Annotated in this window: 16 protein-coding genes; 6 read left to right on the plus strand and 10 right to left on the minus strand. The window is 67.0% G+C overall.

Translation table 11 applies throughout. From position 1 onward, the window contains the following. Positions 1 to 123 precede the first annotated feature (123 nt). The 7 genes from AABD04_RS21070 to AABD04_RS21100 form a co-directional block, all read right to left on the minus strand. Positions 124 to 540 carry a heat shock protein transcriptional repressor HspR gene (locus AABD04_RS21070; RefSeq protein ID WP_243596697.1) on the minus strand — a complete coding sequence of 139 codons (417 nt, stop codon included), beginning with the start codon at positions 538 to 540 and terminating at the stop codon, positions 124 to 126. Next, complete coding sequence (dnaJ, locus tag AABD04_RS21075; protein ID WP_341442321.1) at positions 540 to 1,715, minus strand: molecular chaperone DnaJ; 1,176 nt, start codon at positions 1,713 to 1,715, stop codon at positions 540 to 542. Before dnaJ ends, AABD04_RS21070 begins: the two co-directional genes overlap by 1 nt. Before the next feature lie 31 nt (positions 1,716 to 1,746). Next, a complete protein-coding gene (grpE, locus tag AABD04_RS21080; protein WP_341442322.1) occupies positions 1,747 to 2,379 on the minus strand; it encodes a nucleotide exchange factor GrpE in 633 nt (210 codons plus the stop codon). Then, a complete protein-coding gene (gene dnaK / locus AABD04_RS21085) occupies positions 2,376 to 4,220 on the minus strand; it encodes a molecular chaperone DnaK (RefSeq protein WP_341442323.1) in 1,845 nt (614 codons plus the stop codon). The genes grpE and dnaK overlap by 4 nt, the downstream gene beginning before the upstream one ends. A gap of 347 nt (positions 4,221 to 4,567) precedes the next feature. Further along, entirely contained in the window at positions 4,568 to 5,182 is a 615-nt protein-coding gene (locus tag AABD04_RS21090) for a TetR/AcrR family transcriptional regulator (protein ID WP_341442324.1), read from the minus strand. Between the two features lie 24 nt (positions 5,183 to 5,206). Beyond that, positions 5,207 to 6,058 carry an oxidoreductase gene (locus tag AABD04_RS21095; RefSeq protein WP_341442325.1) on the minus strand — a complete coding sequence of 284 codons (852 nt, stop codon included), beginning with the start codon at positions 6,056 to 6,058 and terminating at the stop codon, positions 5,207 to 5,209. 250 nt (positions 6,059 to 6,308) lie between these two features. Then, on the minus strand, positions 6,309 to 6,809 hold the full coding sequence (locus AABD04_RS21100; RefSeq protein WP_341442326.1) for a Pro-kumamolisin, activation domain family protein: 501 nt from the start codon (positions 6,807 to 6,809) through the stop codon (positions 6,309 to 6,311). Between the two features lie 297 nt (positions 6,810 to 7,106). Here AABD04_RS21100 and treS point away from each other — a divergent pair, with 297 nt between their 5' ends. Beyond that, the gene (treS, locus tag AABD04_RS21105; protein ID WP_341442327.1) at positions 7,107 to 9,287 is read left to right on the plus strand and encodes a maltose alpha-D-glucosyltransferase; all 2,181 of its coding nucleotides are present in this window, start codon (positions 7,107 to 7,109) and stop codon (positions 9,285 to 9,287) included. Between the two features lie 40 nt (positions 9,288 to 9,327). Beyond that, positions 9,328 to 9,888 carry a hypothetical protein gene (locus AABD04_RS21110; protein WP_341442328.1) on the plus strand — a complete coding sequence of 187 codons (561 nt, stop codon included), beginning with the start codon at positions 9,328 to 9,330 and terminating at the stop codon, positions 9,886 to 9,888. On the opposite strand, the gene AABD04_RS21115 is transcribed toward AABD04_RS21110, so the two are convergent. The 3 genes from AABD04_RS21115 to AABD04_RS21125 form a co-directional block, all read right to left on the minus strand. Next, entirely contained in the window at positions 9,877 to 11,337 is a 1,461-nt protein-coding gene (locus AABD04_RS21115) for a dynamin family protein (RefSeq protein WP_341442329.1), read from the minus strand. The two genes, AABD04_RS21110 and AABD04_RS21115, sit on opposite strands and share 12 nt — an antisense overlap. Continuing rightward, positions 11,334 to 13,142 (minus strand): dynamin family protein, encoded by a 1,809-nt coding sequence (locus AABD04_RS21120; RefSeq protein ID WP_243596704.1) that lies wholly within the window; start codon positions 13,140 to 13,142, stop codon positions 11,334 to 11,336. The genes AABD04_RS21115 and AABD04_RS21120 overlap by 4 nt, the downstream gene beginning before the upstream one ends. A gap of 149 nt (positions 13,143 to 13,291) precedes the next feature. Next, positions 13,292 to 15,901 carry an IniB N-terminal domain-containing protein gene (locus AABD04_RS21125; protein ID WP_341442330.1) on the minus strand — a complete coding sequence of 870 codons (2,610 nt, stop codon included), beginning with the start codon at positions 15,899 to 15,901 and terminating at the stop codon, positions 13,292 to 13,294. Positions 15,902 to 16,111: 210 nt separating this feature from the next. On the opposite strand from AABD04_RS21125, the gene AABD04_RS21130 reads away from it, so the two are divergent. Genes AABD04_RS21130 through AABD04_RS21145 form a run of 4 tightly spaced genes read left to right on the plus strand, consistent with a single transcriptional unit; the run spans position 16,112 to position 23,331 of the window. Next, the gene (locus AABD04_RS21130) at positions 16,112 to 17,938 is read left to right on the plus strand and encodes an Hsp70 family protein (protein ID WP_341442331.1); all 1,827 of its coding nucleotides are present in this window, start codon (positions 16,112 to 16,114) and stop codon (positions 17,936 to 17,938) included. Positions 17,939 to 17,945: 7 nt separating this feature from the next. Next, a complete protein-coding gene (locus AABD04_RS21135) occupies positions 17,946 to 20,456 on the plus strand; it encodes a helix-turn-helix transcriptional regulator (protein WP_341442332.1) in 2,511 nt (836 codons plus the stop codon). Between the two features lie 41 nt (positions 20,457 to 20,497). Then, positions 20,498 to 21,679, plus strand: coding sequence for a hypothetical protein (locus AABD04_RS21140; RefSeq protein WP_341442333.1), 1,182 nt, complete (start codon positions 20,498 to 20,500; stop codon positions 21,677 to 21,679). Then, the gene (locus AABD04_RS21145; RefSeq protein ID WP_341442334.1) at positions 21,676 to 23,331 is read left to right on the plus strand and encodes an Hsp70 family protein; all 1,656 of its coding nucleotides are present in this window, start codon (positions 21,676 to 21,678) and stop codon (positions 23,329 to 23,331) included. The genes AABD04_RS21140 and AABD04_RS21145 overlap by 4 nt, the downstream gene beginning before the upstream one ends. The last annotated feature ends 13 nt before the right edge of the window (positions 23,332 to 23,344 follow it).

Consider the following 23,344-nt stretch of genomic DNA (forward strand, 5'->3'; position numbering starts at 1 on the left):
GTCGCCGACCCGCTCGACTCCGCAAACGCGAGCGCGTTTGCCAAATTTCACCCGAATAGCGAACGAGAATGCGCGCACCTGACAAATGCGCGCGCGTTTGCGAGAACTCTGCGCGAGGCGAACCTAGCGCTGGTGTTTCGGCTTCCAGACCACCAGGGCATTGCGTTGGATCGGCACCAGGTCGCGGCGATAGCTGGCGTGCACGTTGGCCAACTCCTGAGCCAACTCGGACACTCGAGACTGCAGTGCCTCGACCTGGTTGGTGAGTTCGATGATGCGCTTGATGCCGGCGAGGTTGACGCCCTCGTCCTGCGAGAGTCGCTGCACTTCGCGAAGCAGCGCGACGTCACGTGGCGAGTAGCGTCGACCGCCACCCGTGGTGCGAAGCGGAGTGACCAATCCGAGTCGATCGTAGGTCCGCAGTGTCTGGGCGTGCATGCCTGCCAACTGCGCCGCGACGGAAATCACGAAGACCTGCGCGTCGGGGTCAGCTTGTCCACCACGGGATTTCGCAGATCCGCCCTCGGGAGGGACCGACATCACACACCTGCCCACCCGGCCCGCGGGTCGAATCCGCTGGCCTTCTCGGCTTCCAGATAGTTCTTCAGAGCGTCGGTAGCAGCATCGTCCAGTTTCTGCGGGACGGCAACTTTGACGGTCACCATCAGATCACCGGTGCCGGATTTCTTCGGGATGCCGCGTCCGCGCACTCGCAGCACCCGGCCGTCGACGGTCCCCGGAGGAACCTTCACGCCGACGCGCCCCTCGAGGGTGGGCACCGACAACGTGGTACCGAGCACCAGTTCGCCGTAACTCACCGGGACGGTGACCGTGAGGTCGTCGCCGGTGCGGCCGAACACCTTGTCGGGCTTGACCCGAACGGTGACGAACAGGTCGCCGGACGGTGCTCCGCGAAGCCCCGCCTCGCCTTGACCGGCGAGCCGAACCTTCTGCCCGTCACTGATGCCTGCCGGGACGCGCACGGTGATGGTGCGGGTGCGGTTCTGCACTCCGGTTCCACGGCAGTCGGCGCATGGGTCGTCGATGATGGACCCGCTGCCACGGCAGTCGTCACACGGCTCACTGAAGCCGAATGCGCCTTGGTTCCTGTTGACGACGCCTTGGCCGTTGCATCTGGGGCACACCCGCGGGCTGGTGCCGGGCTTCGCACCGCTGCCGTGGCAGGTGGTGCACGAGGACGGGCTCGTCAACTTCAGTGGGACCGTAACGCCCTGTGCCGCTTCACGAAACTGCAACGAGGTCTCGGTCTCGACGTCGCTGCCGCGTCGGGGCCGGTTGCTCTGGGTGCGCTGCTGCGCGCCACCGCGGTTGAACAAGCCACCGAACAGGTCGCCGATTCCGCCGTCGCCGCCGCCTTGACCGAAGATGTCTCCAACGTCGAAGGTCTGGCCACCGCCGCCGAATCCGCCTGCGCCGGGCGAGAATCCACCGCTACCGCGGCTACCGAAACCGCCCGAGGCGAACAGTCGTCGCGCTTCGTCGTATTCCTTGCGCTTGGCCGGGTCGGCGAGAACGGCATGCGCCTCGCTGACCGCCTTGAACTTGTTCTCGGCCGAGGTGTTGCCAGGATTGGCGTCGGGATGGTTGTCCCGAGCCAACTTTCGGTACGCCTTCTTGATTTCTTCTGCAGACGCGCTGGAGGAAACGCCCAGCTCCTTGTAGAAGTCCTTCTCGATCCACTCCCGCTGGCTCACCGGGCGTTTCCTCCTCTCGCGCTATGTCTGTTTACTGCTCGTCGGACGCAGGTGCATCCGATTCTTCTGTTGCACTGTCGACCACGCCGACCATTGCGGTCCGCAGCACGCGTTCGCCGAGCTTGTAGCCCGGACGCATCAGCGTTCCGACGACCGGACTGCTGCCGTCGCCCTCATGGGAGACGGCCTCGTGAATGGCCGGGTCGAAGGCGTCGCCCTCGGCTCCGAAGGTGGACAGGCCGATGTTCGAGAACACCCCTGCCAGCTTGTCTGCCACCGACTTGAGTGGTCCGGTTTCGAGGTCGCCGTGCTGGCGAGCTCGCTCGAGGTCGTCGAGAACCGGAAGAAGCTGCGAGACGACGGACGCCTTCGCGTTCTCCGCTCCGGTCTGCTTCTCACGGTCGGTACGACGCCGGTAGTTGGCGTACTCCGCCGACACGCGCTGCAGATCTGCGGTGAGCTCGGCGACCTGCGTGTCACGCGGGTCCTCGACCACCTCTGCTTCGATTCCCTCTTCGTCCACCGAGCCGGGCTGGGGCGCAGTACCGGCACCCACGAGGGTCTCCGGCACTGCGTCACCTTCCCGTACTTCACCGGTCTCGGGATCGATCTTCCGCTTGTCCACGAAAGTGACCGGTTCTTGCTCGGTGTTACCCGACGTCACTTCTTGTCCGTGTCGTCGGCGGGCTCGTCGACAACCTCTGCGTCGACGACACCGTCGTCAGCGGCCTGAGCGCCACCCTCTGCGCCGCCCTGCTCCTTGGCCTGAGCCTCGTAGATGGCGGTGCCGAGAGCCTGCGACTCGGTCGAGAGCTTCTCCACGGCGGCCTTGACTGCCGAGATGTCGCTGCCCGCGAGAGCCGTCTTGGCGTCGGCGATAGCGGTTTCGACGCGTCCCTTGAGCTCGGCGTCAACCTTGTCCTCGTTGTCCTTGACGAACTTCTCCGTCTGGTGGACCAACGACTCTGCCTGGTTGCGAACCTCGGCCTCTTCGCGACGAGCCTTGTCTTCGTCTGCGTGAGCTTCCGCGTCGGCGACCATGCGGTCGATCTCTTCCTTGGACAAGCCGGAGCCGTCCTGGATCTTGATCGTGTTTTCCTTGCCGGTGCCCTTGTCCTTGGCCGTGACGTGCACGATGCCGTTCGCGTCGATGTCGAAGGTGACCTCGATCTGCGGGACGCCGCGAGGAGCCGGGGGCAGCTCGGTCAGCTCGAAGGAGCCGAGGAGCTTGTTGTGCGAGGCGATCTCGCGCTCACCCTGGAAGACCTGGATCTGCACCGAGGGCTGATTGTCGTCAGCGGTGGTGAAGGTCTCGGAACGCTTCGTCGGGATGGTGGTGTTGCGCTCGATGAGCTTGGTCATCACGCCACCCTTGGTCTCGATGCCGAGGGACAGCGGCGTGACGTCGAGGAGCAGAACGTCCTTGACCTCACCCTTGAGGACACCGGCCTGCAGTGCAGCGCCGACGGCCACGACCTCGTCCGGGTTGACGCCCTTGTTGGGCTCGCGTCCACCGGAGAGTTCCTTGACCAGCTCGGACACTGCCGGCATACGCGTCGAACCACCGACGAGCACGACGTGGTCGATGTCCTTGACGGCGATGCCGGAGTCCTTGACCACTGCCTGGAACGGCGCACGGGTGCGGTCGAGCAGGTCGGAGGTGATCTTCTGGAACTCGGAGCGGCTGAGCTGCTCGTCGAGGAACAGCGGGTTCTTGTCGCCGTCGACCGTGATGTACGGGAGGTTGATCGAGGTGCTCTGCCCGGAGGACAGTTCGATCTTCGCCTTCTCGGCAGCCTCACGCAGACGCTGCAGCGCCATCTTGTCCTTGGTCAGATCGATGCCGTTCTGAGCCTTGAACTTGTCGACGAGCCAGGTCACGATGCGCTCGTCCCAGTCGTCGCCACCGAGGTGGTTGTCGCCGGACGTCGCGCGGACCTCGACGACGCCGTCGCCGATTTCCAGCAGCGAGACGTCGAACGTGCCGCCGCCGAGGTCGAACACGAGAATGGTCTGCTCGCTGTCGCCCTTGTCCAGGCCGTATGCGAGAGCTGCCGCGGTGGGCTCGTTGACGATGCGCAGGACGTTGAGTCCGGCGATCTGGCCGGCTTCCTTCGTGGCCTGGCGCTGTGCGTCCTCGAAGTAGGCGGGAACGGTGATGACCGCGTCGGTGATTTCCTCACCCAGGTAGGCCTCGGCATCGCGCTTGAGCTTCTGCAGCGTGCGCGCGGAGATCTCCTGAGGGGTGTACTTCTTGTCGTCGATCTCCACGGTCCAGTCCGTGCCGACGTGGCGCTTCACGGAACGAATCGTGCGATCGACGTTGGTGACCGCCTGGTTCTTCGCGGACTGGCCGACCAGCACTTCACCGTTCTTGGCGAAAGCGACGATCGACGGGGTGGTGCGTGATCCCTCGGAGTTGGCGACGACAACCGGTTCGCCGCCCTCGAGGACGGACACGACCGAGTTGGTGGTCCCGAGGTCGATACCGACCGCACGAGCCATAATGTTTCCTCCTGTTATTGCTGGGGTTCAGTCCCTGGGTGAGCGAACTCCGCTCAAGTTTGCACAACGCGGTCTATCGCGTCAACTTCCAACTTGAGCCTCATCCACTCAAGGCTGCTGACCTGCACAACGGAGGGTGTGGCGAATTTGTTCCCCAGCGCCGACGCGTCGAAGTTCTTCCTCGCCGCGCGGCGGCTACGTAGACGGCACCCGAGGGATCACAACCATCTCGCGTGGAAGTCGTGTCCAGGAATGTGGTGCACGAAGCCGTCGTGTGATTCTTCTTCGATAAACGCTCGGCGAAGAGCCGGCCGAATCGAGCCTCTGGGACCGAGTAGCGCTGCGGCTCAACGGGATTCCACCATACGCAGCCACACTGCCTGGCACGTCTTGGCGGCATCGTCCAAACCGTCGACCGAATTCCTGGACGCCTGATAGAAGCTGCGCTCGATCATCCAGCACAGGGCGCGCCCCAGCGCTGGAGCATCATCGGGTCGATCCCCGGACGGGACGCCGCCTCGGCTGAGGACTGCAGTGATGGCTGCGGCGAAGACATCGGCGGTGCCCGTCCAGAGCTCATCGATCTCGGGCACGGTGGAACCGAGATCGACCGCCGCGCGCATCACCAGGCCGTGCTCCCTCCACAGCTGCGCAGTGCGCTCGAGCGCTGTGGTGATCACCTCGTGCACGGGCGCGGTGTCGGTCAATGCCGCACCCGACTTCTCCTGCAGGGCTTGCACGGTCCGCGCCACCAAGGCGATCAGTACGTCCTGCTTGGAGGCGAAATAGAAGTACAGCGCTCCCCGGGTGATCCCTGCCGCCGCGGCGATGTCGCCGACCGTCATCTCCACATAGCCGCGCGTCGCCAACAGTTCCTCGGCCGCATCGAGGATCTGCCGTTCTCGGAGGTCGCCCTTGCGCACGGCAGGTGTTGTTCGACGTGAGGGCCAAGTCTTGGTCACCGTCGCCACCCTAACTCAGTGCCATCACTTCGCTGCCAATTGTGCGCCGTCGGCGAAATCGGTACTGCGCGAGAGGCTTTCCCACCGCTTGATGTCGTCGTCAACCGCCGTCCTGGCGGCGGCGATCAGTCTCAGCGCATCCGAGCCCAGGACGAGGTGCGCCGGCGGATCGGCTTCGTCCAGTATTGCCAGGACTGCCTCGGCTGCCTTGACCGGGTTGCCCAGCTGATTGCCGCTGGCCTCGACTCGTGCGGCACGAATCGGGTCGAACAACTCGTCGTAATCGGAGATGGAGCGCTCGGCGCGCGTCATCGAGCGCCCGGCCCAATCGGTGCGGAACGAGCCCGGCTCGATAGCGGTGACGTGAACGCCGAACGCGGCGACCTCCTTGCGAATGCTCTCCAACAGACCCTCCACGGCGAACTTGCTCGCGCAATACGCCGACATTCCGGGAACCGCCATCAGCCCTCCCATCGACGTCACCGCCATCAGATGACCGGCGCGGCGCTTCCGCATGTAGGGCAGCGCGGCCTGCAATGTCGCCGCAACACCGAAGACGTTGGTCGCAAATTGCGCTCGCAAATCCGACAACGGCGTTTCTTCGAAGGTGCCCTCGACGCCGTAGCCAGCGTTGGCGATGACGACATCGATGGGGCCGACGGTGGACTCGATGTCGCCCACCGTGCGCACGACCGCCGCATCGTCGGTCACGTCGAGTCGGCGGGCATGGGCACGCCCCGGAGACAGTGACTCGAACGTGTCGACATCCTCGGGTCTGCGCACTGTGCCGACCACCTGATGCCCGGCTTCCAATGCCCCTGCAGCGAACGCACGGCCCAAACCACTACTCACGCCGGTGATGAAAAACGTCTTCACGAGTGCCTCCATTCAGTGGAGCCGCGATGATGCGCGGCGTTACTCGACACAGTGTCGAATAAAATCGATGCAGCGTCAAGTTCATACTGCCGTGACGAAGCGCCGAATCCTGCGGAACGACCCAGGTGAGTGGAAACTCGACCCCTGCTACGAACTTCTGTGCACATGGGGCGAAGCCCCTCCACAGCAGTACGCCGCGACGATCAGCGGGGATCGTCGCGGCGCAGCGGGGAGAAAGCGTGGAGAGGAACTACTCGGCAGGCTCCTCGACGGGTGCCGGGATGCAGCTGTAGCTGAGCAGGCCGGCGGTGATGTTGTTCATGAAATCGGCATCGAGTGCGCTGGCGAAGGCCGCAGCGCCCGCGGGGCGAGCGACCCACTCGCGGTCGACGGAGGGCACGGTGTAAGTCATTGCCTCGCCTGCCTTGATGGTCGTCTCGGTGTTCTGACCCTGGACGCCCGGCAGCGCGCCGTAGTTGACGTTGACGTTCGACGCGTCGTCCGCGCCGATGTTGTCGACCTTGACCTGCAGTGCCACGACGCCGCCCTCGGGCGCGTCCTCGACATCGGTGTCGCAGACGGTAGCCATGGTGACCACCAGGTCGGGGCTTTCGAGGACTGCGGAGCCGAGTGGCATCGCGGGCTCGGTCTCGGGCTCGGCGGAGGCGATGGGTGCGATGGCAACCGCACCGATGGCGGCGGCCAGAGCGGCCGTCGAGGCCAGGATCGATGTGCGGGCAAGACGTCGCATGAACAACTCCTGTAGCTGAAGGGGATGTGACCCATGAGTCTGATGTGACTGAAGGGACAGTTGGTACCTGACTCACTATGGCCTATCCGAATCAGACATTCCACACCAGGCGGTCTCGATTCGATGACGTTCGCATATCGAAGGAAAACGGCACCGACGAATCACATCCGTGTAGTTCGGCGTAGGTTTCACCGGTCGGCGAGTGAGGTTTCACCGCTCGACGATCAGGGGAACCACAACCCTGCGGATCGGCCGCGCCCTACGTAGGGTTGAGGAAAAGCGAGGCTACGGAGGCACATGGATCCCGAAGTGCAGCACGAACCGAGCGAGATCACCTACGACGAGAAGTTCTACCCGGCTCGCCCGAAACCACTTCGACCTTCGGTGCGTCGCGCCAACCGCAGCAACAGCCCTACGCCCGACAGCGAGCCGGTTGCCTCCAATCCCGATTACGTGGATTGGCTCACCGAACAGTCGATGCTGCGGGACGCCAAGCTCATTGCCGAGCAACTCTCGGGCAAGGGCAGCATGTGGCAGAACCCGTACGCGGACCCCGACCCTCGCGCCGCCGTGGAGCGAGCTCCGGTGTGGTTCACCGCGTACCCCATCTCCGTGATCAACGCCCCACAGACGAGCTTCCTGAGCACTCTGGGCGACGAGAAACTGTGGCAGGCATTCTCCGAAATCGGTGTCACCGCAGTGCATACCGGCCCGGTGAAGGTCGCGGGCGGCATCCACGGCTGGCGACCGACCCCCTCGGTCGACGGCCACTTCGACCGCATCGGCATGCAGATCGACCCCGCGTTCGGATCCGAGGAGGAGTTCCGACGCCTCTGCGTGGTGGCGTCGGCGTACGACGGGATCGTCATCGACGACATCGTGCCCGGCCACACCGGCAAGGGTGCAGACTTCCGCCTCGCCGAGATGGCCGTGGCCGACTATCCCGGCATCTATCACATGGTCGAGATCGAACCGCAGGACTGGCATCTGCTGCCACGAGTGCGCGCCGGTGCCGATTCGCAGAACATCGACGCCGAGGCCGAGGCCAATCTCGCCCGCGCCGGCTACATCATCGGCCAGTTGCAACGAGTGATCTTCTACGAGCTCGGCGTGAAGGAAACCAACTGGAGCGCAACACCTCCCGTCGTCGGCATCGACGGCGTCGAACGTCGCTGGGTGTACCTGCACTACTTCAAGGCCGGTCAGCCGTCGATCAACTGGCTCGATCCCTCTTTCGCCGGCATGCGTTTGGTGATCGGCGACGCGTGCCACTCCATCGCCGATCTGGGTGCAGGCGCTCTGCGATTGGACGCCAACGGATTTCTCGGCGTCGAGCGTCGAGCCGAGGGGCCGGGTTGGTCCGAGGGCCACCCCTTGTCCGAGGCCGCGAACCACCTGATCGCCAGCGTGGTGCGCAAGATGGGTGGGTTCACCTTCCAGGAGTTGAACCTGACGATCGACGACATCAAGGCCATGGGCGAAAACGGTGCCGACCTGTCGTACGACTTCATCAATCGTCCGGCCTATCAGCATGCGCTCGTCATGGGCAACACCGAGTTCCTCAGGCTCACCATGACTCTGGCGCGCGCTCACGGCGTCGACACGGCGTCTCTGGTGCACGCACTGCAGAATCACGACGAGATGACGTTCGAGCTCATCCACTTCGCCACCCTGCACGCCGAGGACGAGTTCACCTACGGCGGCGAGGCCGTCAAGGGTTGCGACCTGGGCGACCGCATCCGCGGCGAACTGACCGATCGCCTCACCGGGCGCTGGGCACCGTACAATCGAACCTTCACGACCAACGGAATCGCCTGCACCACAGCAAGTGTCATCACTGCATCCCTCGGTATTCGCGATCTCGATCGAATGGACGAGCGCGACATCGAGACGGTCAAGCGAGCCCACTTGCTGCTCGCGATGTACAACGCGTTGCAGCCCGGCGTGTTCGCTCTGTCCGGCTGGGATCTGCTGGGCATCCTGCCTATCGACGCCGACGAGGTCGAGGATCTCATCCACGAAGGTGACACTCGGTGGCTCAACCGCGGCGCACACGATCTGATGGGGTACTTCCCCGAGGCCGTCCGCTCGGAGTCCGGCATCCCCCGCGGGCGCAGCCTTTACGGCTCGCTTCCCGAGCAACTGGCGGATCCGCACTCGTTCGCTCGTCAGTTGGCGCGAATCATCGAGCTGCGCAACAAGTTCGGCATCGCCACCGCACAGCAGATCGACATTCCGACGGTCTCGCACAAGGGACTGTTGGTGATGGTGCACGAACTCAGCCAGGGAACCATTCAGGCGACGGTGCTGAACTTCTCGTCCGAGGAGATCAGCGCGACCATTCAGTCCAAGCACCTGGTCCCCGGCACGTGCGCCATCGACGTGTTCGACGACAACGAGATCGCCACCGTGGACGAACTGAACAGCTTCCCGATGACCCTGCAGCCGTACGAGGGTGTGGCGGTGGTGCTGCGCTGACACCGCAGTCGACCATCACCGCCCGATAGACTCCTGCATCGTGGCCGAAGAACAGAACGACCCGACATCGCGGAGGCCCGTCCCGCCGCGTCCGCAACCCCCGCGGCCGGATGTTTCCGTCGAGCCTCTTCGGCCACGTCAGGAGCCAACCCGCTCGGTCCGGCCGAAGGTCGCGAGCGCTCTGTGGGTTCTGACGGCGGTGTTGGTGCTCGCATTGGCCGGCATCGTCGCACTGAGTTGGGAGTCCGTGCTTTCCGGTGTCGAAACCGCAGTGTCACAGCAGGATTCGACGGCCAGTGCCGCCGATGTCCGCAACACCGCCTCGGCCACATTACTGTCCAGCGGGGCCGCAGCGGCGGTGCTCGTGTTGCTCGGCTTCGTCGCACTGAATCTGTTGCGCAATGCAGCGATGTCGTCGAAGGTTCTGATGGCCGCGGTCGGAATCCTCACCATCGGAGCGGCAGTGACGTTCTCGACCTTCGTGTCCGACGCCTCCGCACTACTCGGCGGCGTCCTTCAGTGGGGACCCTTCGTCGTGGCGGGCACCGCGGCCGCCGCGACGATCGTCGCTCTCCTGCCCCGGGCATCCTCAGGCCAGTGAGGCGAGTATCCCTTCGGCACTGCGGGCAGCCAGGGCACACGAGGTCGAGGTGAACCGATCCAACAGTGGATGCTCGGACAGTGCTCGCCACTTGTGCACGGCTGCCAGGGCGGTATCGCGCTGCTGCACGCGCCCGGCGTCGGGCGGCAGATCGAGGCGCTCGGTGGCAGCGATACCGAAACCGCCGATGATGCGCTGCAGCTCGAGCAGTCCGCCGTCCGGGAGTTTCGGTGTGGTGGAACGCAATCGACCCAACAAACGTAGTTCGGCGAATCCGTGCACGTCGGCCAGCATCCGCCCGGCCTCGGTGCGCAGGGCGTGCGATTCCGGCCTGAACTCCAGGATTCGTTGCAGCGCAACCAGTGCCGAGTGCAACTTCAACTGATCGGCACGTTGACCGAACTGCACGTCGATCACCGAGCGAAGTTCGCTCAAGCCACTGCGCTCGACCAGATCGGCAGCCAGCGTGGGCGAATCGCGCACACCCAGCCGAATCAACGTCACTGCCATCCGAATACCGAACAACCCGAAACGGTCGACGATGCTTGCCCGCAGCGATGCATCGACCGGCAGCGTGCTCTCCGGTCGCACGAAGCGGTCGGCCGAGAGCATCGCCAACTGCAGGTCCTCGGTAGGCACGGTAGCCAGCGTCTCGAACGCCGCGAACTCGTTCTGCCGCAACGTTTCCGCACCGAGTGCCAGCAGCCCCGCAACCGGAACCACCGCCTGACACAGGCCGGTGGCCTCGAGTTCGGAGGCGAAACGCGCGGCGACCTCTTTGGCCGACATCATCGCGTCCATCCGGCCCGAGCCCACCTCGTCGGCCCGCGAGACGACGCCGATCACCCCGAGTGGGCCCGAGTCACCGCCCACATGCGCGCCGATCTGCCCGAGAAACGACACGTCCGTCGCATTGAGGGTGCGCAGCAGATAGACGACGGCGTCGGCACCCGAGGACGAGTTCTCGGGGGTGAGCATCGCCAACGTGCGCGCCGAGACGTCTCGCGACAGTGAGGAAGTACCGGGGGTGTCGATGATCGTCGTCTGCGCCAACGCGCTCGCCGGCCATTCGACATCGAGTCGGTCGACCTGCGCGGCCGTCAGGGACCCGAGGTCGAACGTCAATCGGCCTTCCCGTCGCTGGACCGGGACGTTCGCGGCTCGATCGCCGTCGTACCAGGCCGTGACGGCAGGAGTGACGCCGTTGCGGTACCACGTGACGACCTTGGTGCACTCGGTCGCGTCGGTAGGGGCAATGTCCTGCCCCACAAGAGAATTGAGCAGCGTGGACTTGCCGGCCTTCAGGGATCCCGCGAGAGCCACCCGCAGCGGCTCGTCCAGGCGATACAGGCATTCGTCGAGCATCCACGACGCCTCGGCGTCACCGGAGTACGTCGAGCGTGCCGCCGAGACCAGTTCTCGTGCCCGAGCGAGAGCCGCTACGCTCATACGGCGATGTCCTTGACGAGAGCTGCTGCCCGAGAATTCAATTCGGCCACCACGCGCATCTCGTTCTCGAGCGCAGCGATGCGAGCGGTGCGGTCGGTGTTGTCTGCCGCGGCCGCCTCCTGCGCCGAGCGCAGTGACTCGTTGAGCGAACGCAGCGTCTGCTCGGCGATCGAGGTGAAGTGATCACGCAACACGCGCTGGATCTGCCGCAGTCGGTCCTTGGACTCCTTGCCCACCTGAAAACTGACGTCGTCGGTGAAACGGCGGATCGCCATCTTGGCCTCGGATCGGCGCGCCTTGATCCGATTTTCCTTGTCCTCCTTGTACGCCTTGGTACCGAGCAACACTCCCGCGCCGATGGAGATCGGATTGAGCAGGCTCAACCCGACGAACGTGGTGATCAGACCGAACATCAGTACACCGCCGTAGGACCCACGCATTCCCACGAGAACCTTCTGGGTGATCCCGACACGACCCGATTCCAGATCGGCCAACGACGACACGGGGTCGAGGACGTTCTCCAGATCGCCGAGATCGAGATCGGGCAGCGCTGCCGCTCCGGAGGAGGCGAAGTGCTCGGCCACCAATTCCGAAAGCCACAGTGCCCGTTCGTGAGCCCACACGAAATTGTCGCCCACCGACGCGGCGATCTGCTCCTCGAGCCATTCGCCGAGTTGCGGCCAATCCTTGCCGGGGTCGCCTTCGTCGACGGTTTCTTCCGCTTCACGGGTGACGCGACGCAACCGGTCGCGCAGATCGTGATCGATGTCCGACGCGAGATCGGCGATACCGTCACCGAGCGTCTGCTGCCACTGCGACGAACGCTTGTGCAGATCCTCGGCAGCGGACTTGGCGCGCTGCAGCCCGGCCACTGCTGCTGCCGCCCGCTCCGGATCCTTCAGTGCCGCAAGCTCACTGCCCAACGACAGTGTCAGATGTTCGGTGACCGATCGGACATCGAGCGAGACCGACGAGCGCGCCAGGACATCCGCCCGCGCCACCACGTCGTCGCGCAAGAACGCGTAGAGCTGCTGAAAACCGGACTCGGCATTGAGCTCCTCGTCGTTCAAACGCAGTGCGTGCGAACGCAACAGGGACGACACCGGCAGCATCTGCACGTCGATGCCCGCGCGGTCGAGGTGACCACGGTTGGCCTCCACGATCTGCCGCCAGTGCGGATACAGATCGATCTTGGTGATCAGTACCGCCACGGCCGGGCACAATCCCTGCACCTGTCGAAGAAACGACAGCTCCGGCTCGGTGAATTCGCGCGAGGCATCGGACACCACGAGCACGGCGTCGGCCGACGGAATCAGACCCAGAGTGCCTGCCGCGTGTGGATTCGAGTGGCCGCCGACCCCGGGGGTATCGACCAACACCAGACCGTCCGCGAGCAGCGGACTCGCTACCCCGATGTCCAGGCGCAGCACTTCTCGGCCCTGGGCGCGTGGGCTCGCCGGGGTGATCGTCGTGATCTCCTCGGGCGGAACGTCCACTCGGATGGGCTCGTTGCCCGGATCCGCGAGTACGAGCTGCGCGGAGAGACTCTCGGAGTTGGAGACCACTGTCGGAATTGCGGTGGTCTCGTCGTCGCCGACCGAGCACACCGTCAGATTGAGCAGTGAATTGACGAACTGGCTCTTGCCCTGCTTGAGCGGTCCGACCACGATGATGCGTCGACGTGGATCCAGGACTCGCGACCGCGCGGCCTCGGCTCGATCCACCAGGTCGGATCTTCCCGCTGTTGTCGCCGCCGCCGCAGTACGGCTCAGCAGCTCGGCCAGCTCCGTAGATTGCCCGTCCATACGCTTGTGTTCACAACCATTCTCGTCGACTTCCGCAGTACCAGGCTCCACTCTCGCGCCCAGGAACGAACTCTAGCGACGACTCGGCCCCGAGTGCCGGTGAACACTCGGGGCCGAGTCGCATCGATGCCCGCCCTCAGGCGAGAGGATCAGGGCTGCGTGGGGTCGAAGTCGTGATCGACGGTGACGTTGCCGAGCGAGTCCGCTGCCGAATCCACCGAACCGTGCAGGCTCGACTCGCTGAACAGGCTCGAGTCGGTCTCGCCCTGACCGAAGACGTCCGAGTCGACGCTCGACCAGCCGCTACCGGCCGCCGTCGCCGAGGAATCGAACGAGCTCGACTGCTCGAACGATCCCGACGCAGCGCTGGACAGGCTGCCGCCGGCGTCGATCAGCCCTTCGGCACCCGACTGCAGACCACCGGTGAGGCTGCCCGCGGCCTGGCCGCCGATCTCTGCGGCGGAGTCAAACTCGCCGCCCGCGGAAGCCGCAGCGTCGACACCAGCATCCAAACCCGCACCCACAGTGGACGCGACGCCGCCTCCGAGCGAGGCACCGGCGTCCAGCCCGGCACCGACGTTCGAGGCGATCTCCCCACCGACGGAGGTTCCCGCATCGACGACTCCGCCAGCGGTACCTTCGAGGCCGCCGGCCACCGAACCTGCAGTGTCTGCGACACCTTCGAGTCCTGCGCCTGCCGACGCTGCTGCGTCGATTCCGCCGCTCACAGCGCCGGTGACGGCTCCTTCGAGTCCGGCCCCGGCCGACGCCGCTGCATCGACGCCGCCGGCGACTCCGCCGGCCACTCCGCCTGCGATACCGCCGCCGAGGCTGCCGAGTCCGGCCAGCCCACCGGTCAGACCGGCACCTGCCTCACCCACACCGGCGAGTCCGCCGGTGACGCCTGCACCGACGTTGCCGACAGCCTCCAGGCCACCGGTCAGATCAGCACCCACATTTTCGACAGCCGCGAGACCACCGGTCAGATCAGCGCCCACATTTCCGACAGCCGCGAGACCACCGGTCAGATCAGCACCCACATTTCCGACTGCCGCGAGACCACCGGTCAGATCAGCGCCCACATTTCCGACAGCCGCGAGACCACCGGTCAGATCAGCACCCACATTTCCGACAGCCGCGAGACCACCGGTCAGATCGGCACCGACGTTTCCGAGTCCGGCCAGTCCTCCGGTGAGGCCTGCACCCGCTCCGCCGAGTCCGGCCAGGCCACCCGACAGATCCGCGCCCACTCCGCCGACTCCGCCGAGTGCTGCTTCGACGGTTCCCGAGAGGTCGGCTCCGGCGGCAACCGCGGTGTCGATCGCTCCGACGAGTCCTGCGCTGAGGTCGGCTCCGGCACCGAGGGCGGCTCCGAGATCGAGGGCTGCGCTGGTGTCGAGTACAGATTCGAGGGCGGTACCGAGCTGGGCTCCCGCGGTGCCGCCGACGCCGAAGGCAGTTCCGAGGAGGCCTTCGAGGCCGCCCGCAACTCCGCCTTCGAGACCGCCGACAAGTCCGCCGCCGATTCCTGCGCCGATGCCTGCGCCCGCTCCGATCGCACCGTCGAGTGCGGTATCGAGCGCCGCGGTGAGGCTGCCGATCGCGCTGGTGTCGAGGTCGAGTGCAGTTCCCAGTGCACCGCCGACGACGGCGCCGATGTTGCCGCCTGCGGCCAGCAGGGCGTCGACGTCGAGGTCGGCGAGCGCACCGGCGTCCAGGACGGCTCCGAGTGCGGTTCCGATGGATCCCGCGATGGCACCGTCTGCCGCGAAGAGTCCGCCGAGGCTGGCTCCGACGCCACCGGCGATGTCGCCGACCAGCGCGCCACCGGCACCGAGTGCTCCGTCCAGTGCTGCACCGACATCGGTGGTGAGATCTGCTCCGACGGTGCCGAGGCCGGCAAGTGCGCCGCCGATGCCCGCGGTCAGAGCGGCACCCAGGTCACCTGCGAGGTCGAGTCCGGCTCCGGCACCGAGGACGGCGTCGAAGGCTCCGCCGAGAGCGGTGCCGAGCTCGGCTCCGACCGTTCCGCCGACGCCGAAGATCGCGCCGAGTGCACCGGACAGGCCACCCTGGATGTCGGCCAACGCGCCGAGGTCGACGGCACCGGTCGCACCGAGTGCTGCGTCGAGGGCTGCCTGAAGCTGTGCCGCGATGTCTCCACTGATCTCGCCGCCGATGCCTGCGCCTGCACCGATCAGTCCGGTCAGCGCAGCGCCGAGTCCGACGGTGCCGCCGAGCAGACCGTCGAGATCGAGATCCAGGCCGCCGCCGACGCCCGCGCCTGCACCGATGAGAGCGTCCAGTGCGCCGCCGAATGCGGTGCCGAGCTCGAGGCCGATCTGACCGCCGACGGCCAACGCCGCAGCGAGTGCAGCCTGCAGGGATGCAGCGATCTCACCCGTGACGTCGATTCCACCGGTCAGGCTGCCGCCTGCAGCGAGTCCGCCGCCGGCGACGGCGCCTGCAGCCAGTCCGAGTCCGGCCGACAATCCGCCGCCGAGGCTCGCTCCACCGGCGAGTGCGCCGTCGAGGCCTGCCGATCCGCCTGCGCCCAGGATGGCCGAGAGCTGGCTGCCGGCTCCGGCGAACAGTCCCGATTCGGCGACCAGCGGTGCCACGGCGACGATGTCGGCATGGGTGACGTCGCCGAGGCCGGCAGCGGCCAACGTCATCTCGGGGTTGGCGCAGTACGCAGCGGCGGCCTGGTCGTCGCGCAGCAGGCTGAGGATGAAATCGAGTACGGCGTTGGTAGCCATCGTGGGTCTCCTTGACGAGTGGTACTTCGTGGTTGATCACAAAGCTATGCATCGTGGAGCCCCCGCCCAACGGGGCCGATCCCCCCAGTCCCCCGGGGGTTGCCAGGGAACTTCGGTTAGGGGATATGGGCCCTTTAGGGGATTTCACTCGTTATGCGCTCTAACCTGCTGTGAGACGTAACGAACAGATAGCTTCTGTCGACAGTGCCAGTGACGGCAGTACGACGGACGGCAGAGCGAGACGAAGGCGGCGACACGACCATGAACGCAGGGCTCGGCATACGTATCGGCTCGGTGACCGCAGTGGCGGCATTGGACACCGATCCCGTCACCTCGGTGGCCAAGCGTTCTGCGCTCGACCTGCGTCCAGGTGCCGCCCCGAGCTTGGCCGAGCTGTGGGACCGTTCGACGCGGCATCTGATCAGCGGGTTCGCCGATCGGGTGGGCGATCCGGTGGAACTGATCGACGATGACGGCCGCAGTCATCGCGCCGAGGACCTCTACGCCACCGCCACTCGCGCACTGGTTGCCGAGGCGTCCGCCGGAACCGAGTCGGCTCCCACCGTCGTCGTCACGCACCCCACTCGCTGGAACGCGTACACAGCCGGGGTTCTCGGTGAGGCATTGGACCGCGCCGGGCTCACCGACGTCACTCTGGTTCCCGAGTCCGTCGCCACGATGCGGTGGCTCGAGGTCACACGCGGACCGCAGGCCGACGGCCTCGCCGTGATCTACGACCTCGGTGCGAGCGCTCTGGATGTCACGCTGATGCGTACCGGCTCCGACGCAGGCGTCATCGGCACCGGTGTCCACTCCCAGGAGTTCGGCGGAGCGCAGTTCGATCACGCGATCATGCAGTACGTCCTCGACACCGTCTCGGGTAGCCAGTCGTTCGAGTTCGATCCTTTCGACCCCGATACCGTCGGCGCACTCGTGGAACTACGGGCTCGCTGCGGCGAGGCGAAGGAGCAGCTCTCCTACGACACGTCGACGTCGCTGACGGTCGACCTGCCGGGCCTGCACACCGAGGTCCGTCTGGTGCGCTCCGAGCTCGAAGAACTGGTGCGCGCATCGCTGCTGGGGTCCATCGGAACGGTGCGCGACGCCGTCACGGCCGCGGGCCTCGACGTCACCGATATCGATCAGGTGGTACTGGTCGGCGGTAGCTCTGCCATTCCGCTCGTCGCCGAGCTCATGTCGTCCGAACTGCGGGCACCCGTGGTGGCCGGACCACGCCCCGAACTGACAGTCGCGGTCGGTGCCGCAATTCTCGGCAGCGATATCGCCGACGCGACGGCCGCCGACAACGCCGCCGCGTTGGCCGCGGTGCCCACCATGGCAGTGGCGTCCGCCGCGGCAGCCGCCCCGACGCCTCGCCCCACTCCCCGCCCCGCACCGACGCCCACCGCCGTCGATTCGGACTCGGGCATGTCCGGTCGCAAGAAGGCAGGCATCGTGGCCGGGTCCGTCGTCGCTCTCGCACTGCTCGCCGGCGGCGGCCTGTCGGTGGGGACGGCGTTGACCTCCGACAACACCGCACCCGCCGAAACCAATGCGGAGACCTCGATCTCGAGCACCGAGACACCGGGAACCACTGCGACGGTGGCGGACGTCGGAGCGACGACGGCGACCACCGGCGAGAACGGCGCTGCGGCAACCGGATCCGAGGGTGCCCCCACCACGGTCGTCAACTCCGATGGCTCCGTGACACAGATCGACCCGGTGACCGGCGCACCGGTTGCGGGAGCCCCCGCCCCGGCCCCGGCACCGGCAGGCAACGGCGCGGCCACCGTGCCGACGATCCCGCCCGCCAACGTCCCGACGGTTCCCAATTACCAGCCACCGGCCGTGCAGGTTCCGCAGGCTCCGAGCGTGCAGGTGCCGAGTTACCAGGGCCCCACCATCGGCGACGTCGGTCAGGGCGTCGGCCAAGGCCTCGGCGGAGTGGTCGGCGGCGTGGGTGACGGGCTCGGCGGCGTCGTCGGCGGCGTGGGTGACGGGCTCGGCGGTGCCCTCGGCGGCCTGACCGGCCGATAGGTCGCCCGTGACCAGCACCTGCTCCTGGCTCGTCGGCGTCGAGCGCGCCGATCGCTTCGTCCGTGATGCGCTGACCACCAACGGGTTGCACGTGGTCGTCGGAGTGAACGGCTCCGGTCGATCCGCCGTGCTCGACGCGATTGCGGCGTCGGTGGAGGCGTACACGGGCACCATCGCCGACGCGCCGGCTGGCTCGACGGTTCTCGTCGACGACGCGCACCTGTCGCCGGAGCAGCGGCTCGACGAGATTGCCGCGGCTGCAACACGATCGGACATCACCCTGATCGTCGCCACCGCTCCACGCAGTTTCGATTCACGCATCGAGAAGCTGGTCTCCTCTGCCGGTTCCAATCGTCTGACGCTGGTTCCGCTGGACAAGGCGGCCGTATCGGTGCGGGCGGCGGCCACGGCCCGGCCTGTATCGGCGTCCCTCGCCGGTGCCATCGTCAAGGCGACCGGCGGTATTCTCGCCGCCGTCGACGCGGCCCTCGGCGCGCTCGGCGGCGATCGATCCGATCCGGCACCGCTGCGTGCCGTCGCGGAATCCGTTGCCGAACAGCACCGTCGGATGCTGGTCGAGGCCACCGACGACACCCGGGCACTGCTGCTCGCGGCACGATTCGGCATCACCCCGGACCCCGCGTCGGCCACGCAGATCGTCGCCCGCGCGAGCGACGTCGAATCCGTCGTCGACCTGGCCCGCAGCTCCGGCATGCTCGACACCGCGGGCACGTTGATCCCGTCCGCCGAGGCCCCTCTGACCGAGGCGATGGGCGAGGGGCGTTGCCGCGTCCTGCTCTCGACCATCACCGACGTCGCCGTCCGATCCCGCCTGCTCGACGCCACCGCCGCACGTGCGTTGGCAGAGCGCGGCGTCGTTCACGCCGGGCTCGCCGATCTCCTTGTTCAGCATGCCGATTCGGCTCCGGTCGATACCGCCGGTGCCCTGTACGACGCGGCCGTCGAGGCGGGCTTCGACGCGGCAGAATTGGCTGCCCGCAGGTCCGAGGTCGCTGCGGCCACCGGGGATCTGGACGGGGCCGGTCGCTACGCCGATGTGGTTCTCGACAGCGCCGCCGGGTGCGAGGCGACGCATCTACGGACAGCGGTTCGGGTTTCGGCGTCGATTGCCGCACAACGCGGAATGGCCTCGCGCAGTGCACAGTTGTTCTCCTGGCTCGGCGAGGATCGACTCGGCCCCGACGCGGTGTGGGCCGCCCTGTCCGCCGCGGCCGCCGGTGATCGCAGCGCCGCCGACCGGTCCATGGCTGCCGTGTCCGCTCTCGCACCGACGTCGAGCACCGCCTCGGGCACTCTGCTCGTAACCGGGGTCATCGGGTCGATCGATTCGCGGAGTCCGGCCGCATCCGGTGCCGCTGCGAATTCATTGATGCGCGCAATAGCGTTGACGGGCACCGTGTCCGATCGCGCGTGCACCCCGGACACTCCCGCTGCGATCGCTGCCCTGCACGCGATGCACTGCGGAGACCTGTCTCGGGGCGATTCCATCGTGGCCAGAGCATTGCCCGAGCACCGTCCAGGATCCGAGGCGCACACCAGGCTGAGCCTCGTCGGAGCCTGGGCGTCGATGCTTCGGGGAGATACGGCCGATGCCGGGGCAGTGATCGAGGCGTTGCGGATTCCGGTGTCGCACGTACGCAATCAGCTGTTCCTGCAGGCGATTCGGGTGGGGCTGGCCCGTCGCTCCGGTGACGCAGGTTCGCTGATCACGGCGTGGACCCAGGCGCAGAACGTGATCGCCGAGTACTCCACCGACCTGTTCGCGCTGCTGCCCCTGGGCGAATTGCTCTTGGCTGCAACCCGTCTCGGCCAGGTCGACCGCGTCGAACATCTGGTGGCACAGGCCACCGACCTGCTCGCGGCGCTCGGCGAACCGCCCGTCTGGGCATCGGCGCTGCACTGGTATCAGGTTCAGGCGGCCATCGTGGCGCAGACTCCCGACGCGCTGGTGCCGCATGCCAAGGCTCTTGCCACGGCCGCTCCCACCCACCCGTACAGCGCCGCACTCGCCGCGGCCGGGCGGGCCTGGCTCGGGGTGTTGCAGGGCAGACCCGACGCCACCGACGTGGAGAATTCGGCGCGCACGCTCACCGCATTCGGTTTGCCCTGGGATGGAGCTCGGCTGGCCAGCGAGGCCGCACTGACCGTCACCGACACCGCAACGGCCACCTCGCTGCTGCACATCGCCAGGTCGTTGCGCCAGCCCAGCTCGAGTCAACGCGACGCTCAGGGATCGACGCCGCAGCCGACGGGTTCGCTGAGCGATCGCGAGGCCGAGGTCGCCGAACTGCTCGTCCTCGGAGTCACCTATCGCGAGGTCGGCAGTCGGCTCTACATCTCGCCGAAGACCGTCGAACATCATGTGGCCCGCATCAGGCGCAGGCTCGGTGCCGAGTCGAGGTCCGAGCTGATCTCGATGCTGCGCGCCATGGGGTACGGGGCCTCGACCAGCGCAGCCGTCGGCGGTGTAACTGCGCACGGCCCCGGAGCGACATAACGACCGAGCACCACTCCCGATCCGAGAACAGGTAATTTCCCATGACCGAGCAGCCCGGCAGTGCGAAGATCGGCACCCCGGATGTCGGCCTCTACCTGGACGACGACCGCGCCGTCGCCGCCGTGTCCCATCCGATAGCGCCCGGGCCGTCTCTGCACCTGGCGTCGCTGCACTCGACCGTGCTCAACACACATCCCGACGGCACGGTCTCGCTCGGCGATGCACCCGATGCCGACTCCGAGGCGTACACACACTTCCTCGACTCCCTCGCCGACGGCGTGGGAGTCACCGGCAGCAAGGGCACCGTCTTCCCCGCCGAGCAACTGACATCGATGGCGCTGCTGTGCCTGCTCACCGAGGTCGCGTCGTCGATCGATCTGCGGCCGTCCGATCTCGCCGCGGCCGCGACCTATCCGGCCCGGTGGACCGCCGAGCAGGTGTTCGCTCTGCGTTCCGCGATGAACGCGCACGGGCTCGCCCACGTCTCGCTGGTAGCCGAGGCGGAGGCGCTGGCCGCCTGGAACGCGTCGGTGCGGGCGACACTGGAGAAGAAGGACATTGCTGTCGCCGCAGCGCGCGGCGCTGCCATTCTGGCCGCCGAGTTCCCCGTCGATGCCGTCACCGAACGCTTTGCGGTGGTGAAACCGGCGAGATCCGACCGCCGCCCTCTGTTCGCGGCGGCGGCCTTCGCCGCGGCGTTGACCGTCGGTGCCGCGCTCGTCGCACTGCAACTCGGCACGCCGACCGACACCACCGTCCCCACCGTCGACAACGCTCAGGTGGTGCCGCCCACCTCGTCGATCGGCTCCGGGTCGGGTGGCCCGATCGACTTCCCCACCGTCGTCGTCGAGCCGGCCGCCGAGATCGCTCCCGTCGCACCGCTGCCCGCGCCCACCACCACCGAAGAGCCGACCCCGTCCGAAACGTCCGAAACATCCGATCGCCCGCGGAGCGAGCCGACCGAGACCGAGATCGACACGCGCCCCGCGATCGAGGCCCCCGAGGACACCGACGCCGCGGAGCCGCCGGTCATCGCCGAACCAGCCGAACCGGTCGAACCGGACACGGATCCTCCGTCCGAGGAGCCTGCCGACGAGTCCGGCGAGACTCCCGAGTCCGATCCGGCCGGCGAGGAGCCCCCATCCGAACAGGAGTCGGCGGCCCGTAACGGCACACCCTCCGACTCGGCGTCGAACGACCGATCGACAGGGGACACTCCATGAGCGGTGCCGGTCATCTCGGAATCACCGTGGGCAACACCAGGTCCGTCGCGGCCTACCGCGCCTCCGACGGGGACGAACCGACGATCGTCGTTCTACCGACGACCCTGCGATTCGACGAGAACGGCCGCGCTCACCTCGGTGAACCCGCCGACACCGCCCCGTTCACCCGGTTCGTGAATCTCGTGGGCCGACAGGAGGACCTCGAGCCCGACGCCGACGCCTACCGCGCCGAGGACCTCATGGCCAACGCCGCCAACTGCCTCGTCACGATGGCGTCTGCGAAGGCTGGGATCTCGGCCGAGTCGGGCGACACTCCCGTCACGACCATGACCTACCCGACGCGGTGGCCGCGGGAGAGCGTCGCCCTGCTGCGTGACGCCCTCGATCATGCGGGCCTCACCGAGGTCGCGCTGGTGCCCGACGCCAAAGCCGCCAGCGCATTCGCGCAGCCGAGCTCGGCAGCGACGGTCACGGTGGTCGACATCGGCGCTACCGGCACCGACATCTCCACCTACCCGGGAGGTGGGACGGTGCGCACCACCGCCGTCGGTGGAGACGTGTTCACCGATGCACTCTTCGATCACGTGGTGACCGATCGCGAGCACATCGACCTGTCCGACGCGACAGTCCTGGCCGCACTCGAAGGCGTCGTCGCCTCGTGCGAGGCCGCCAAACAGACCCTGAGTACGGACGAGACCGCCACGATCTCGGTCGATCTCCCCGGTGTCTCGCACTCCACGACGGTCACGCGAGACGAGTTCGCCGCCCTGATCGCGCCGGCGTTCCGTGAGCTCGACGTGCCGCAGACCGGCACCGTGGTGCTCGCGGGCGGTAGCGCGGCACTCCCGTCGGTGGCAACCGAGATCGCCGAACGCTCGTCCGGCCTGCTCCTCGTCCAACCGCTGGCTGCCACTCGCGGCGCGCTGCTGCTCGCCGAGATCGACGACGTCGACGGCAACTCTCTCGTGACCGGTGCTGCGCCGGCGGTCACTCGCAACGACGGCACGGAGTCCCTCGACACCGACGCCATCCCGGTCGTCGCGCCGATGCCGTCCCTCGCCTTCTCCGAGGCGATCCCGGCGGTCACTCCGATGTTCGCCCCCTCCGAACTGCGCTCCCAGCCGATCGAACCGGTCGACGACACCGCGTCGAGCACCGGTTACATGCCCGTTGCCCCGGCAGCAGCCGCATCGGTCGGTGCGAAGAAAGAACGCAGCGAGCGTTCCCGAACCATCGCCACCATCGTGGCAGGCGCAGCGGCAGGCGTGGTGATCGTGCTTGCGATCGCGGCAGTGAGTGGAGTGTTCGGCACTGCTCCCGCCTCGACGCCTCCGACCGTCACCGATGCCGGCTCAGTGGTCGTCACCTCCACTCGCGCGCCGTCCACCACGACCGCCACTCCCGTCGAGCCGGTCGTCGTGCCGGAGGTGGTCGACGAACCGACGAACGCGCCGTACGTCCCGCCCGCACCCCTTCCCGCTCCGCCACCCGCGCCGGTTCCTCCTCCGCCGCCCGTGGTACCCACCACCACGCCTGTGGTCACCACGCCTCCGGTGACGACCACCCCGGTCGAGACGACGACGACCACGGCTGTCACCACGACGACCGCGGCTACGACCACCACCCCGCCCGAAGAGTCCGATGAGCCCTGAGCTGCGCGAACAC

This window comes from Rhodococcoides navarretei, assembly GCF_038069675.1.
Taxonomy (GTDB): domain Bacteria; phylum Actinomycetota; class Actinomycetes; order Mycobacteriales; family Mycobacteriaceae; genus Rhodococcoides; species Rhodococcoides navarretei.

Excerpts from the sequence above, each read along its gene's own strand:
- dnaK (WP_341442323.1), bottom strand. The coding sequence starts at position 4,220 with ATGGCTCGTGCGGTCGGTATCGACCTCGGGACCACCAACTCGGTCGTG.
- AABD04_RS21120 (WP_243596704.1), bottom strand. The coding sequence starts at position 13,142 with ATGGACGGGCAATCTACGGAGCTGGCCGAGCTGCTGAGCCGTACTGCG.
- AABD04_RS21145 (WP_341442334.1), top strand. The coding sequence starts at position 21,676 with ATGAGCGGTGCCGGTCATCTCGGAATCACCGTGGGCAACACCAGGTCC.
- AABD04_RS21115 (WP_341442329.1), bottom strand. The coding sequence starts at position 11,337 with ATGAGCGTAGCGGCTCTCGCTCGGGCACGAGAACTGGTCTCGGCGGCA.
- AABD04_RS21140 (WP_341442333.1), top strand. The coding sequence starts at position 20,498 with ATGACCGAGCAGCCCGGCAGTGCGAAGATCGGCACCCCGGATGTCGGC.
- AABD04_RS21125 (WP_341442330.1), bottom strand. The coding sequence starts at position 15,901 with ATGGCTACCAACGCCGTACTCGATTTCATCCTCAGCCTGCTGCGCGAC.
- AABD04_RS21100 (WP_341442326.1), bottom strand. The coding sequence starts at position 6,809 with ATGCGACGTCTTGCCCGCACATCGATCCTGGCCTCGACGGCCGCTCTG.
- treS (WP_341442327.1), top strand. The coding sequence starts at position 7,107 with ATGGATCCCGAAGTGCAGCACGAACCGAGCGAGATCACCTACGACGAG.
- AABD04_RS21070 (WP_243596697.1), bottom strand. The coding sequence starts at position 540 with ATGTCGGTCCCTCCCGAGGGCGGATCTGCGAAATCCCGTGGTGGACAA.